Origin of the sequence: Ruminococcus sp. 1001136sp1, assembly GCF_039841815.1 — a bacterium.
Taxonomy (GTDB): domain Bacteria; phylum Bacillota; class Clostridia; order Lachnospirales; family Lachnospiraceae; genus Blautia_A; species Blautia_A faecis.
On the sequence record NZ_JBDPGY010000027.1, the window covers coordinates 36,898 to 49,543 of the forward strand.

The 12,646-nt window shown below is 39.6% G+C and carries 17 protein-coding genes; 3 read left to right on the forward strand and 14 right to left on the reverse strand.

Annotated features, from left to right (window positions below):
• Positions 1-104 precede the first annotated feature (104 nt).
• Entirely contained in the window at positions 105-1,025 is a 921-nt protein-coding gene (locus tag ABHC48_RS18185; RefSeq protein WP_195700301.1) for a nucleoside recognition domain-containing protein, read from the forward strand.
• An 87-nt stretch (positions 1,026-1,112) separates the two neighbouring features.
• On the opposite strand, the gene ABHC48_RS18190 is transcribed toward ABHC48_RS18185, so the two are convergent.
• From ABHC48_RS18190 to ABHC48_RS18220, 7 genes are all read right to left on the reverse strand, one after another.
• Positions 1,113-1,748, reverse strand: a complete 636-nt coding sequence (locus tag ABHC48_RS18190; protein ID WP_118583101.1) for an ATPase — start codon at positions 1,746-1,748, stop codon at positions 1,113-1,115.
• Positions 1,749-1,765: 17 nt separating this feature from the next.
• Positions 1,766-2,254, reverse strand: coding sequence for a pantetheine-phosphate adenylyltransferase (gene coaD, locus ABHC48_RS18195; protein WP_118583104.1), 489 nt, complete (start codon positions 2,252-2,254; stop codon positions 1,766-1,768).
• Between the two features lie 9 nt (positions 2,255-2,263).
• Positions 2,264-2,818, reverse strand: coding sequence for a 16S rRNA (guanine(966)-N(2))-methyltransferase RsmD (gene rsmD, locus ABHC48_RS18200; RefSeq protein WP_118583107.1), 555 nt, complete (start codon positions 2,816-2,818; stop codon positions 2,264-2,266).
• The gene (locus ABHC48_RS18205; protein WP_021926957.1) at positions 2,815-3,210 is read right to left on the reverse strand and encodes a methylglyoxal synthase; all 396 of its coding nucleotides are present in this window, start codon (positions 3,208-3,210) and stop codon (positions 2,815-2,817) included. Before ABHC48_RS18205 ends, rsmD begins: the two co-directional genes overlap by 4 nt.
• A 410-nt stretch (positions 3,211-3,620) precedes the next feature.
• A complete protein-coding gene (locus tag ABHC48_RS18210; RefSeq protein WP_173736064.1) occupies positions 3,621-3,863 on the reverse strand; it encodes a hypothetical protein in 243 nt (80 codons plus the stop codon).
• A 165-nt stretch (positions 3,864-4,028) separates the two neighbouring features.
• Positions 4,029-4,952 carry a thioredoxin-disulfide reductase gene (gene trxB, locus ABHC48_RS18215; protein WP_195700300.1) on the reverse strand — a complete coding sequence of 308 codons (924 nt, stop codon included), beginning with the start codon at positions 4,950-4,952 and terminating at the stop codon, positions 4,029-4,031.
• Positions 4,953-4,967: 15 nt separating this feature from the next.
• Positions 4,968-5,291, reverse strand: coding sequence for a thioredoxin family protein (locus ABHC48_RS18220; RefSeq protein ID WP_347505921.1), 324 nt, complete (start codon positions 5,289-5,291; stop codon positions 4,968-4,970).
• A gap of 115 nt (positions 5,292-5,406) precedes the next feature.
• Between ABHC48_RS18220 and ABHC48_RS18225 the strand changes: the two genes are divergently transcribed.
• The gene (locus tag ABHC48_RS18225) at positions 5,407-6,141 is read left to right on the forward strand and encodes a Crp/Fnr family transcriptional regulator (protein WP_334285474.1); all 735 of its coding nucleotides are present in this window, start codon (positions 5,407-5,409) and stop codon (positions 6,139-6,141) included.
• A gap of 120 nt (positions 6,142-6,261) precedes the next feature.
• Here ABHC48_RS18225 and ABHC48_RS18230 read toward each other — a convergent pair whose 3' ends face one another.
• The 7 genes from ABHC48_RS18230 to ABHC48_RS18260 form a co-directional block, all read right to left on the reverse strand.
• Positions 6,262-7,953: an FAD-dependent oxidoreductase gene (locus ABHC48_RS18230; RefSeq protein ID WP_195700298.1), complete on the reverse strand. Its 1,692-nt coding sequence runs from the start codon at positions 7,951-7,953 to the stop codon at positions 6,262-6,264.
• A 1-nt stretch (position 7,954) separates the two neighbouring features.
• The gene (locus ABHC48_RS18235; protein WP_195700316.1) at positions 7,955-8,269 is read right to left on the reverse strand and encodes a rhodanese-like domain-containing protein; all 315 of its coding nucleotides are present in this window, start codon (positions 8,267-8,269) and stop codon (positions 7,955-7,957) included.
• 17 nt (positions 8,270-8,286) lie between these two features.
• Complete coding sequence (gene trxA / locus ABHC48_RS18240; RefSeq protein WP_005421612.1) at positions 8,287-8,592, reverse strand: thioredoxin; 306 nt, start codon at positions 8,590-8,592, stop codon at positions 8,287-8,289.
• 92 nt (positions 8,593-8,684) lie between these two features.
• Positions 8,685-9,431 carry a 3-oxoacyl-ACP reductase family protein gene (locus tag ABHC48_RS18245; protein WP_195700297.1) on the reverse strand — a complete coding sequence of 249 codons (747 nt, stop codon included), beginning with the start codon at positions 9,429-9,431 and terminating at the stop codon, positions 8,685-8,687.
• Positions 9,432-9,598: 167 nt separating this feature from the next.
• Positions 9,599-10,357, reverse strand: coding sequence for a TSUP family transporter (locus ABHC48_RS18250; RefSeq protein WP_173716728.1), 759 nt, complete (start codon positions 10,355-10,357; stop codon positions 9,599-9,601).
• A gap of 45 nt (positions 10,358-10,402) precedes the next feature.
• Complete coding sequence (locus ABHC48_RS18255) at positions 10,403-10,963, reverse strand: GNAT family N-acetyltransferase (RefSeq protein WP_195700296.1); 561 nt, start codon at positions 10,961-10,963, stop codon at positions 10,403-10,405.
• Between the two features lie 13 nt (positions 10,964-10,976).
• Positions 10,977-11,228: a kinase gene (locus ABHC48_RS18260; RefSeq protein WP_118583122.1), complete on the reverse strand. Its 252-nt coding sequence runs from the start codon at positions 11,226-11,228 to the stop codon at positions 10,977-10,979.
• 243 nt (positions 11,229-11,471) lie between these two features.
• Here ABHC48_RS18260 and ABHC48_RS18265 point away from each other — a divergent pair, with 243 nt between their 5' ends.
• The gene (locus ABHC48_RS18265; RefSeq protein WP_173771954.1) at positions 11,472-12,560 is read left to right on the forward strand and encodes a histidinol-phosphate transaminase; all 1,089 of its coding nucleotides are present in this window, start codon (positions 11,472-11,474) and stop codon (positions 12,558-12,560) included.
• The last annotated feature ends 86 nt before the right edge of the window (positions 12,561-12,646 follow it).

A 12,646-nucleotide genomic window follows, 5' to 3' on the forward strand; every position in this document is an offset into this window, starting at 1 on the left:
AATATAAATTTTATATAATGATTTTTTAAACATACTTCAGGCTGCTGAACACAACCTGACTATAACTTCACATGTTGGGCTTTTATTTTAATAACGAGGTCAAAATGAAGAAAAAAATAATCCTGCTTTCTGTTATCCTGCTTTTACTCTTCCTTCTGTGTTACCCGGCCGAAGCTCTTGCTGCGGCAAGAAACGGACTGAAACTGTGGTTGGAGACCTTACTGCCTACCCTTCTTCCGTTTATGATCCTTACAGGAATTCTGGTGCACACAGATTGGATTACAAAAATTTTACAACCAACTGCTCCTTTTTTCAAGGTCGTTTTTGGGCTTTCTCCGGGAGGAGCCTATGTATTTCTTCTGGGACTTCTCACCGGTTACCCTATGGGGGCAAAATTAACCGCAGATTTGTATTATGCTGGAAAAATCAGCCGGCAGGAGGCTGAATATTTGTTAACTTTCTGCAATAATCCAAGTCCGGCCTTTCTTATTACTTATGTGGGACATATCTGTCTTGAGGGAAAATTACATATTGGTTTTCTTGTGGGGATTCTGTTTCTATCAGACATGATCTGCATGTGTTTTTTTCGCTTTACAGTCTATAGAAAAAACTCACTGCTTTCCTTTTGTACGCCAAAAATATCTGAGCAGGAATATACTTCTGCCGGGCTCCTGGATTTTGTCATTATGAATAGTTTTGAAACTATGGCAAAACTGGGTGGTTATATTCTTATGTTCTCTATTCTGTCCGCAGCCATAAGTCATTTCTGGTATCTTCCGGCACAGGGAAAATATATTCTTCTCGGACTGATAGAAGTTACCACTGGTCTCCATGGGCTCCTGCTGTCCGGGTTTTCTTATTCACTTCGTGTACTTCTTGCACTGTGTATGAGTGCATTCGGAGGATTCTGTATTATGGCGCAAACAAAAAGCGTACTTGGAAAGGAACTCTCCCTTCATCCGTACGCTTCTGCCAAATGTATGAATGCAGCAGTTACTGCTGCTCTCATACTTATATTCTTATAAACATGATCCCTGCTCACATAAAACATTTATAGAATAGTTTTAGTGAATCACAATCAGATAAAGTCTGCTATATTTCGCGCAGCAAAATTAGTTATCGCCAATCTCGTCCAGAAGAGCTTCATCTTCCTTGGAAGCCTCTGTATCAGCCGGCTGATAAGAGCCGGACATTGCAGCTGCCTGAGCAGTCTGTGGCGCAAGCTCCTGACGATTATGGTTTACAACATCCATGCATGCCTGAAGAGCATCGATGAATCCTTTATATTTGCCGCCAGCATCCTCAAGAGTCTGGGTAAGTACGGAACCGATGTTTGCCATCATGTCATCTGTGTATGTGATCGCGCTGAGACGAATGCTGTTAGCATCCTGTGTAGCGGAATCCAGAATCTCCTGAGCCTGACGATTCGCTGCATTGATAGTCTCGTTTGCCTGCGCATATGCTTTCTGCATGATCTCATGCTGGGTAACAAGCTCCTGAGCTTTATTCTGTGCATCTGCGATCAGTGCATCTGCCTTGGTCTGTGCATCCTCAAGGATGGCATCCTTATTGCTGATGATCTTCTGATAACGTTTGATCTCGTCTGGAGTCTTAAGACGAAGTTCACGAAGAAGCTCTTCGATTTCTTCTTTATTCACTACAATCTTAGTTGTAGAAAGTGGCTGATATTTACAACTGTCTACATATTCTTCGATTTCTTCAATGATCTGTTCAATTCTGCTGCTCATAGTAAACTCTCCTTATTCTATTTCTTCAAATCGTGCATCTTTTTCTTAACAGCTTCGGTAATTTCCGGCGGAGCAAATTTGCTCAGGTCGCCATCATAGCCTGCTACTTCTTTCATAATAGTAGAGCTAAGATATGCATATTCCAGGCTTGTCGTCAGAAACACGGTGTCAATATCCGGAGCAAGCACTCGGTTTGTCTGTGCCATCTGCAGTTCAAATTCAAAATCTGTAACTGCACGAAGCCCGCGCACGATCACCTGTGCATGATTCTCTCTGGCAAAGTTCACAGAAAGACCCTTGAATGCCTTGATTTCTACATTCTCCATGTCTTTTGTTGCCTTTTCTAGTATATTAACACGTTCTTCAACAGAAAACAACGGACTTTTTGCAGAATTATGCAAAACTCCTACGATTACTTTGTCGAAAGATACGCTTGCACGCTTGATTATGTCCAGATGACCATAAGTGGCCGGATCAAAACTTCCTGGATAAACAGCTATTACCATGTATTTTTCTCACTTTCCCCGGCATAAAAAGATATGCTTGTTAGTTTTGTATTCTTTGGAACGCAGCTGTCTGTAGCCAAGATCTTCCACATAACCGAAATCTGTAGTAAGGTCAGCTTCCACGATGATCAGTGTATTCTCATCCAGAATACTGCTGTCCTGAAGGTATTCCAGAACCTGACGCTCCAGCTCATGGTTATATGGGGGATCCATAAATATGCAGTCAAAAACGCCCTTTCCTTCTAAGGAACGAAGGGCCTGCATCACGTCCATATTCAGCAGTGTACCACTATCTGCAAGTTTTGTAAATGTCAGATTTTCTCTTATGCATGTGCATGCCTTGGGATTTTTTTCAACAAAAACAGCCCGAGCTGCTCCGCGGCTTAATGCCTCAATGCCGATTGCACCGCTTCCGCTGAACAGATCAAGGAAGTGACAATCCAGAAGTTCAGGCTGAAGAATATTAAAAAGAGTTTCTTTGATGCGGTCTGTGGTGGGGCGTGTATCCATACCCGGCACAGTCTTAAGGTTCAGTCGTCTTGCTTTTCCTGCGATGACTCTCATTTCAGATTCAGTCTCCAATCCAGATCACCACGGGCCAGTCCAAGAATAAGAAGTTCTGCAGTAGCGATATTGGTCGCCACCGGAATATTATACTGGTCACAGCGCTTTACAATAGCTGTGATGTCTGGCTCCTTCGGATCTATCATAACAGGATTATAGAAAAGTATTACCATATCCAGATCCTGCCGCTCTACCATTTCCATGAACTGCTTATCGCCTCCGATACTGCCCGGTAAAAACTTATGGACATGAAGACCGGTGGCTTCCTCAATTCTTCTTCCTGTAGTGCCGGTAGCATATACTTCATGCTTGGCCAGGATGTTCTTATAAGCGATACAGAAATCTTCAATGAGAACTTTTTTACTATTATGTGCAATGATACCTAAATTCATAGTTCACCTCTCCCATTTCTTTCTGTTTATTGTACCAATTATAGCAAATTGACAAAAGAAGTGCAACAAAAACGTTTGAATATATACAAAATTCATTATTTGTTAAGAATTTGTTTTTAAATGACGTATTGATTTATTTGGTTTTTTTATATTTTATTGTGCAAATCAGCTCCGTATTCTACCGCTACGCTTCATTTTTTAGCCTTATTACATGAAAATTCTTCTGTATAAGTATATGAATACGCACAATTTTCATAATTTTCGCACATTTAAAGATAAAAATTTCACAATTTCTTTTTATATGTAAAAAAATATAATAACCCACTTTTTTTTTGCATATTTATATGAGAAGCGTATTGTTTTCAATAGTTTTCAATAATCTTCACAGCTGATTTTTGTTTACACCACTTTTACACCATTTTATTTTCCTCCAAATCATCCCAAGGTTTCAGACCCATTTCCTCCAAGGTGATACCATACGGTGCACCTCCGGAGGTATAACCGGCAATAAAGAAAAATCGGTCATCTTGCAAGATCTCTTCTTTAGCCAGATTATCTCTTGTTTCTTTTTTCAGTTTTGCTCTCATCTGTTGTTTCTTTTGTTTCGCAACAGCTGCTTTTTCTTCCGGTGTTTTCTTATGTTTTTTTGTCATAAGTATTTCTAGTGTAATTCCATTCTGAATGCCTTCTTTCATCAGCATAATCATTGTATCAGGATAAAGTTCACAAAGTATCCGCAATACGTTCCCATAAGTTCATGTCATTATTGAAATCGTACATATTTCAGTATAAAAAGTTCACTATTCAAATTCTGATTATTATTTCTCCATATACTCTTCTGCCATATGTACTGCCATAGCACCATCTGCCACTGCTGTTACTATCTGACGAAGTAACTTTGTTCTGACATCTCCTACAGCATAAACACCCGGAATACTCGTTTCAGTGTTTTCACCTGCCACAATATATCCTTTATTATCCAGTTCTATCTGATTATCTAAAAAATCTGTTGTCGGTTTTCTTCCTATACTCACAAACAGGCCGTCACATTCTATAATGCTTTCTTCTCCTGTAACTGTATCTTTCAACCGCACACCAGTCAATCGTTCTCCATAAATCAGTTCATTTACTGTATTATTCCATCGAAACTCTATATTTTCAGTTTTCATCAGCTGGTCATGGTAGATTTTCGTTGCACGTAATGTATCTCTACGATGAACAATGATGACTTTCTTAGCAATTCGACTTAAAAGAGCAGCATCTGATACAGCAGAATTTCCACCACCAACAACCACCACGATCTTATCTTTATAAAACATACCATCACAGGAGGCACAATAAGCAACCCCATGACCTATCAATTCTTTTTCTTTAGCGAGACCAAGTTCTCTTGGATTTGCTCCAGTAGCAATCACTACTGTTTTCCCAATATAAATTCCCGAACTAGTTTCTACTCTCTTAAGCTTTCCTGTTAAATCCATATTAAAAACTTCAGCATATTCACTTTTAGCGCCAAATTTTTCCGCCTGTTTTTGCATTTTCTCTGCTAATGAAAATCCGTCAATTCCATTTTCAAAACCAGGATAGTTATCAATCTGCCAGGTCAATGACATCTGACCACCTACAGATAATTTTTCTAAAACAATTGTATCAAATCCTGCTCTGGCTGCGTATAATGCTGAAGTATACCCTCCAGGTCCTCCCCCCACGATAATCATATCGTAAACATGATTTTCATTCATACAGCAGTCCTCCTTTTATTTTTCCAATGCTTCATTAATAAAATTCTCTATCATTATTTTTGATTCAGGTGCAACAATAGAATCTATTGCCTTTCCATCCCGATATAAAACCAGCTTAGGAATTATCTCAATCTTTTCAGCTTCTGCAATCTGTGGTTCTTCATCAATATTTACTTTTCCAGCAATAAGAATATCGCTGTATTCTTCACTTATTTTTTCATAAGCCGCTCCAATTCTACGGCAATAACCACACCAAGGTGCCCAGAAATCAACCAAAACCGGTTTTTCTTTATGAGTTAATTGTCCAAACTTTTCTTTATTTATATTTATTGATGTCATATTTTTCAACTCCTTCTCCTGTTTGAACTTAATATATCGCATAAAAGATCTTGCTTCTGTGATGATATCACAGAAAAGATAATTTACTTTATTACACTTCTTTTTATTTCTATTTATGGCATATGCCAGTTACATAATTGACGCATCTAAAAAAAGCAAGTATACTATATTCGTAAAGGAGATAACGGTTATGAACTTCGAAAATTGTTTTCCACTATGGAATGACTTAAATACAACACAGAAAAAAATAATTTCAGACAATTTAATCACACAGTATGTAAAAAAAGGGACAATCATTCACAATGGAAACCTGGATTGCACTGGATTATTACTGGTTAAATCCGGGCAGCTTCGAACCTACATACTTTCAGATGAAGGACGAGAGATTACACTTTACCGTCTGTTCGATATGGATATGTGTCTTTTATCCGCCTCATGTATCATACGCTCCATTCAATTTGAAGTAACCATTGAAGCAGAAAAAGATACTGATCTTTGGATCATCCCTGCTGAAATCTATAAGGGCATTATGAAGGAATCTGCTCCCGTCGCAAACTATACCAATGAGTTAATAGCCACCCGTTTTTCTGATGTCATGTGGCTGATTGAACAAATCATGTGGAAGAGTTTGGATAAGCGTGTTGCTTCATTTCTTTTAGAAGAGACCTCTATCGAAGGAACAAACGAGCTGAAAATCACTCATGAGACGATTGCTAATCATCTTGGTTCCCACAGGGAAGTTATCACTCGAATGCTTCGATACTTTCAAGGCGAGGGTCTCGTCAAACTCTCCCGCGGCAAAATCACAATCCTTGATCCAAAAAGACTGGAAACACTCCAAAGGTCATAAAATTGTTTTTCTGTAACATATAAAGAAGAATCCTCCATTTATCAGAATTATGAAAGTCATTCTAATAAATGGGGGATCTTTTTATATTACGAGAAAATTATAAAAATATTATGATTATTTTTAATAATCCATACCACATGCATATGCCTTTTCAATCAGCGCACGGTCATTGACAACTGCATCATAGAAGCGGAATCCGCCGGAGAAGTTGTATGTTTCATATCCATTTCCTTCCAGAATACGACTGGCAATATAACTTCGCAGCCCACTCTGGCATATCAGGTAAACAGGCTTTCCCTTCTCAATTTCATTGATACGTTCCCTTAGTTCATCTACAGGAATGTTTTTGAATCCATCCATATGCCCCCTGTTAAATTCACCTACAGTTCTCACATCCAGCAACACAACACTTTTATCTCTAGAAATCTTATCCATATCTTCCAGATGCCATTGTTTTAAGGTACCTTTTGCTATATTGTCTATCATGAATCCTGCCATATTTACAGGATCCTTGGCAGAGGAATAAGGCGGTGCATATGCGAGATCCAAATCCTTCAGCTGAGTTGCCTTCAGCCCTGCATGGATTGCTGTTGCCAGCACATCAATACGTTTATCAACTCCTTCATATCCAATAATCTGAGCACCAAGCAAACGATAGGTCTCTTTTTCAAAAACCACCTTCATGGTCATCACTTTTCCACCAGGATAGTAACCGGCATGACTCATAGGAGAAAGAATTACTGTATCTACCTCTAATCCTGACTTTTTAGCATTGGTTTCATTGATACCTGTAGTGGCTGCTGTCATATCAAACACTTTTATAACGGAGCTTCCCTGACTGCCCAGGTAACGACTATCACCGCCACAAATATTATCAGCGATGATTCTGCCCTGTTTATTGGCTGGTCCTGCCAAAGAAATCAGCGCATCATTACCCGTAACATAATGTTTTACCTGAACTGCATCACCTGCAGCATAAATATCCGGTACAGAGGTTTCCATTCTGTCATTCACTATAATACTTTCCTTGATGCCAAGTTCCAGACCGGCTTCTTTTGCTAATACTGTGTCTGGTGTGACTCCGATTGCCAGAACTACCATATCAGCCTGAAGGGATGGATTATCTTTCAACAGGACCTCCACTCCGTTGTCTTTTTCTTTAAATCCTTCTACTGTATAGCCCAGTACCAGTTTTATCCCATGCTTTCTCATTTCATTATGGATCATGGATGCCATATCCGGGTCAAAAGGGTTCATCAGCTGCTTAGGCCGCTGGACAATCGTAACATCCATGCCAAGCTCCCTCAAATTTTCTGCCAGTTCCAGACCAATAAAACCGCCACCTGCCAATACAGCCGATTTTGGATGATTCTTATTTATATATTCCTTTATCCGAAAAGTGTCTTCTACAGTACGAAGTGTAAAAAGTTTATCAATACCTACTCCGGGAAGTCTCGGCTGTGTTGGCTTTGCACCTGGAGAGAGGATCAGCTTATCATATTTTTCTTCAAATATCTCACCATTCTCTAAATTTTTCACTGAAACCGTTTTACGTTCCGGATGTATGGAGATAACTTCATGATGAATTTTCATGTTAATACGGAAGCGTTTAAAAAAACTCTCTGGTGTCTGTAGTGTAAGTTCTTCCGGGTCTGTGATCACGTCTCCAATATAATATGGAAGTCCACAATTTGCATAGGACATGTATCCGGATCTTTCAAACACAGTAATTTCAGCATGTTCATTCAGTCTGCGTATTCTTGCTGCGGCTGTAGCTCCTCCGGCTACACCTCCTACAATTATTACCTTCATCTTATTTTTCCACCTTTCCTGAGTAAGCTGCAATGCCACCGATATTATTTACTTTAGAATATCCCATTCGTTGCAGTATCCCAGTTGCCTGGCGGCTTCGTGAACCGGAATAACAGTATACAAACAGTGGGATATCCTTATTCTTCGCTACAGAAGCAATATTGTCAAGTTGCTGCAACGGCACATTTTTACTTTCTGGTATATGTCCTTCCTGATATTCCTGCGGTGTACGTACATCCAGCAGAACTGCATCATCAGTCCTTTTATATTCTTCTATGCCTTGATTAATATTCGACTGTTTAAAGAGATCAAAAATCCCATTAGCACACCTCCCTAAAGCATTTCTAAAATCGCATTCTTAGGTCTCGCCCCTGAAACCTGCTGTACAATCTTCCCATTCTTCATAACCACTAAAGTCGGAATGCTCATAATACTGAACTTATTTGCCAGTTCAGGCTCTTCATCTACATTAATCTTTCCAACTTTAATATCTCTACGCTCACTTGCAATCTCCTCTACAATAGGTACTACCATGCGGCAAGGTGCACACCAAGATGCCCAAAAATCTAAAAGAACGGGTTTATCGGAATTCAGTACTTCGTTCTGAAAATTATTTTTATTGATATTAATAGCAGACATTTTACAGTCCTCCTTATCTTTTTCTTTTTGTAGATTTATTATAGTCTTAATTTCATTTATTTTCCGTGATTACATCACCATACCTCATTAACTTAACTTCTTGCCATACCATCTACACTTAATATAACACCTGTAATGTAACTCGCCTCATCTGAAGCAAGAAACACAAACGCATTGGCAATATCTTCTGGCTGTCCAAGACGACGCAATGGAATTCTTTCAATCATAGGTTCGATAACTTCCTTTGGCACGGCCTTCATCATATCAGTTTCTGTAATCCCAGGTGCAACAGCATTAACACGAATACCTTTAGGTCCTAGTTCTCTTGCTAATGATACAGTCAATCCGTTTACTGCAAACTTCGATGCCGGATAAGCAAACCCACTTGGCTGCCCCGAAATACTCACCATGGAAGAAGTTGAGAGAATGACCCCCTTGCCTCTTGCCACCATACATTCTGCTGCTACACGAGTAGTATTAAATACTCCTTTTACATTTAGATCCATGACTTTATCAAAAGTCTCCTCTGTATAATCCATAAATGAGGTGTTTTCTGAAATCCCTGCATTATTTACCAGTATGTCGACACATCCATATTTTTCAGTTGCCTCTTTAAAAGCCTTTCTGACAGACTCCATGCTTGTCAGATTTGGACTAATTCCAGCAACTATTGCATTGGGATATTTTTCTTTTAATTTATCTACAGCAACATCTGCCGATTCCTGTGAACTTGCTGCCAACACAACTGAAGCACCTTCCTTCAAGAATTTATCAGATGTAGCAAATCCTATACCACGGCTTCCACCCGTAATGATTGCAACTTTATCTTTTAATCTCATTTAGACTACCTCCTTACTTTGTTTGTAGTTACATTATAAGCAAAAGGTAAATCATTTTCTGTGATATCATCACAAACTATCGCAATAAAAAACCCTGTTGCTCACACGCACCAGGGTTTCAGACTGTAGACAAAGGGGGATGTGAAATAAGTCCCCTTTTGTGTGTTTCAAATCAGTTCTGTTAATACTTTAATGAAGAAGATCACGATCACCACAATCATAACCGGTTTTACGATCTTGTGACCGTTTGAAGTAAAGCTATGACTTCCAAGATAATTCCCTGCCATGTTACAAACTCCTGCTGCAATTCCCAGTGGCAAAAGCACTTTGCCATTGATCAGAAATACGACAAGTGCTGTGATATTGGTTGTCAGATTGATTGCCTTTGTGGCACCTACTGCATCGTTTAATGTCATATGACAGAAACCGGTAAATAAAAGCATCAGAAATGTTCCTGTTCCCGGTCCGTAAATCCCATCATAAATACCAACTACAGCTGCGATCAGAATACTTTTAAAAATCAGCATTCCATTGATTACTTCTGTTGCATTTTCGTCTTTTCCTTTCAGTGCTTTGCTTCTCAGTACATAAAACAAAATGACCGGAAGCACAACCAGCATGGCGATCTTTAAAGCTTTCTCCGAAATCAGAAGAGCCAGATGAGATCCTATCCAGGATCCGGCAATTGCACCAAAAACTGCCGGAATACAGATTTTCCATTTCATAAAGCCTTTTTTCATGTAGTGAAAAGATGCCACGAAAGTTCCCATGGAGCTGCTCATTTTATTTGTTGCAATTGCAGTATGTACCGGCAGTCCCGCAATCATATATGCCGGAAGTGAGATCAGTCCGCCTCCTCCGGCAATCGAATCCACAAATCCTGCCAGAAATACAAAAAAACATACTACCAGATAAACTAAAACCACATTTTCTCCCACGTTCCCTGTCCTTAATTTCCTTTTGTATTTTTATTATTTTTTCATCGCAATCAATGTCGGGCGAAGAATCTGTACGTATTCTTCATACATTACTTCTCGCAGAAAATCTACATATTCCCAGAAAGTCAGCTCACCGTCCGGTGTAAGGATTTCAAAATCTGTATCATACACATTTACAAACAATCCCGTCTCCTGAAGTCCGTTCCGAAGATAAAAAGCCTTTCTTTTTTTGCGTTCTTCAGCATTTTCTGCTTTTTCATCCTGTGTTTCTATTTCAAAAATATATTTATGATTTTTGAACTTTTTAAGTAATGCCTCCAGTCCCCTGCTTCCATATCCGTAATTTCTTTTCTCCGGTACAATTGCATAATAATCCAGAAGCGACCTATCCTGCTCCGCATCGATCAGATTGATTGCCAATCCTACGAATTCATCTTCGTCAACCATTGCAAGCATCTCCATCTTTCCATCTGCTACCAGGTTTTCCATTACCTGCAGGGGCTTTTTCTCCTGTTCCGGAAATGCTTTATCATACAGATCATAAAGCTGCCATTTATATTTTGCGCCTTCATCGGCAATGTTTACAAGTTTCATTTTTCTCTCCTGCTTAATTATTGATCATATCCGGCCATGACAGAATTTCTCCAGCAATCTTTTCTTCATAATCGCCCTCAATATCCTCACTTCTGCCTGCCTCATAGATATTTGTCTCTGCACCCCAGACTCCATCGTGATATTCCCACACATGGAATTTCAGTCCGCGGAACATAAAATCCAGACTTCCGCATCCGTCTTCTTCGGTATATTCAAACCTGATATTTTTTTGATTCAATGCATCCTGTACTGTCTGCAATCTCATATTCATTCCCCCGTCTTGCATATTTATTAGTTATTGCTGTTCACAACAACACCTGTTTGTTACTGTTCACTCCGTTCACAGCAACTTGGTCAAAATCCATTCCAAAACACCTCGCGGAATACTGCCTGTATTCACAGCAACACCTGTTTTTCTAGTATAACACATCTTCGGCGGTTGTCTATTGTAAAAAACGCTTCGATGATTTATTATAGTAAATAGCGAAATAATGAGGAGTGTAACCTTATGACTACAAAAATGGTTTTTCATGGAAGTGACATAGAAAAAATATGTGACTACTATCATTTAAATAAAGAAGATATCGTTAAATTCGGGGCAAATGTCAATCCTCTTGGCCTCTCCGCCTCTGTAAAAAAAGAAATTGCAGAAAATGTCGATCTTTTTTCTTCTTATCCGGACAGAGATTATGTATCTCTCAGAAATACGATCTCAGAATACTGCAGGATTCCCGCTGAATTTATTTTACCGGGAAATGGTTCCAGTGAACTGATCTCACTTCTGATTCAGGAACGTGCGCCGAAACACACCCTGATTCTCGGACCGACATATTCCGAATATTCCAGAGAACTTTCTTTCTCCGGAAGCACACAGGAATATTATCATCTGCGAGAAGAACGAAATTTCACTCTCGATGTAGAGGATCTGTGCAAAACTCTGGAAAACGGTTATGATTTCCTGATTCTCTGCAATCCGAATAATCCGACTTCCTCTGCAATCATGGAGGAAGATCTCCGCAAACTGATCGCATTCTGTGCAGATAAAGATATTTTTGTCATGATCGATGAAACTTACGTAGAGTTCGCACCAGATGTCGAAGAAATAACTGCAATTCCTCTGACCAGAGAATTTACCAATCTTATGGTACTGCGTGGTGTTTCTAAATTTTATGCTGCACCGGGCATGCGTCTCGGTTACGGAATTACCGGAAATATGGAATTTCTTTCCAAAATGCGAGAAAAACAGACGCCATGGTCACTGAACAGTCTTGGTGCCTTTGCCGGAGAGCTGATGCTCCGTGACCACGACTACATTCAGGAAACGCGTGATCTGATCCTCGATGAGCGTGACCGCATGGAGCAGGAACTTCAAAATATCCCTACTTTTAAAGTTTATCCTGCCTATGCCAATTTCATCTTATTAAAAATCCGCCGGGACGGTCTGACTTCCGCCGATGTCTTTGAGGCCTGCATCAAAAAAGGCCTGATGATCCGCGACTGTTCTTCCTTCCAGTGCCTGGACGGCGAATTTGTCCGCTTCTGCATCATGATGCACGACGATAATACAAAACTCTTAAACGTACTGAAGCAGCTGTAATCCAGCTGCTTCAGACTGTAGACAAAGCCCTGCTTTTGCAGGGTTTTGCTATTGTTGGAACCGCTTTTCTGATATAATAAATATCA

Coding starts and splice junctions, on each gene's coding strand:
- ABHC48_RS18185 (WP_195700301.1), top strand. CDS start 105: ATGAAGAAAAAAATAATCCTGCTTTCTGTTATCCTGCTTTTACTCTTC.
- ABHC48_RS18190 (WP_118583101.1), bottom strand. CDS start 1,748: ATGAGCAGCAGAATTGAACAGATCATTGAAGAAATCGAAGAATATGTA.
- coaD (WP_118583104.1), bottom strand. CDS start 2,254: ATGGTAATAGCTGTTTATCCAGGAAGTTTTGATCCGGCCACTTATGGT.
- rsmD (WP_118583107.1), bottom strand. CDS start 2,818: ATGAGAGTCATCGCAGGAAAAGCAAGACGACTGAACCTTAAGACTGTG.
- ABHC48_RS18205 (WP_021926957.1), bottom strand. CDS start 3,210: ATGAATTTAGGTATCATTGCACATAATAGTAAAAAAGTTCTCATTGAA.
- ABHC48_RS18210 (WP_173736064.1), bottom strand. CDS start 3,863: ATGACAAAAAAACATAAGAAAACACCGGAAGAAAAAGCAGCTGTTGCG.
- trxB (WP_195700300.1), bottom strand. CDS start 4,952: ATGAATGAAAATCATGTTTACGATATGATTATCGTGGGGGGAGGACCT.
- ABHC48_RS18220 (WP_347505921.1), bottom strand. CDS start 5,291: ATGACATCAATAAATATAAATAAAGAAAAGTTTGGACAATTAACTCAT.
- ABHC48_RS18225 (WP_334285474.1), top strand. CDS start 5,407: ATGGCATATGCCAGTTACATAATTGACGCATCTAAAAAAAGCAAGTAT.
- ABHC48_RS18230 (WP_195700298.1), bottom strand. CDS start 7,953: ATGAAGGTAATAATTGTAGGAGGTGTAGCCGGAGGAGCTACAGCCGCA.
- trxA (WP_005421612.1), bottom strand. CDS start 8,592: ATGTCTGCTATTAATATCAATAAAAATAATTTTCAGAACGAAGTACTG.
- ABHC48_RS18245 (WP_195700297.1), bottom strand. CDS start 9,431: ATGAGATTAAAAGATAAAGTTGCAATCATTACGGGTGGAAGCCGTGGT.
- ABHC48_RS18255 (WP_195700296.1), bottom strand. CDS start 10,963: ATGAAACTTGTAAACATTGCCGATGAAGGCGCAAAATATAAATGGCAG.
- ABHC48_RS18260 (WP_118583122.1), bottom strand. CDS start 11,228: ATGAGATTGCAGACAGTACAGGATGCATTGAATCAAAAAAATATCAGG.
- ABHC48_RS18265 (WP_173771954.1), top strand. CDS start 11,472: ATGACTACAAAAATGGTTTTTCATGGAAGTGACATAGAAAAAATATGT.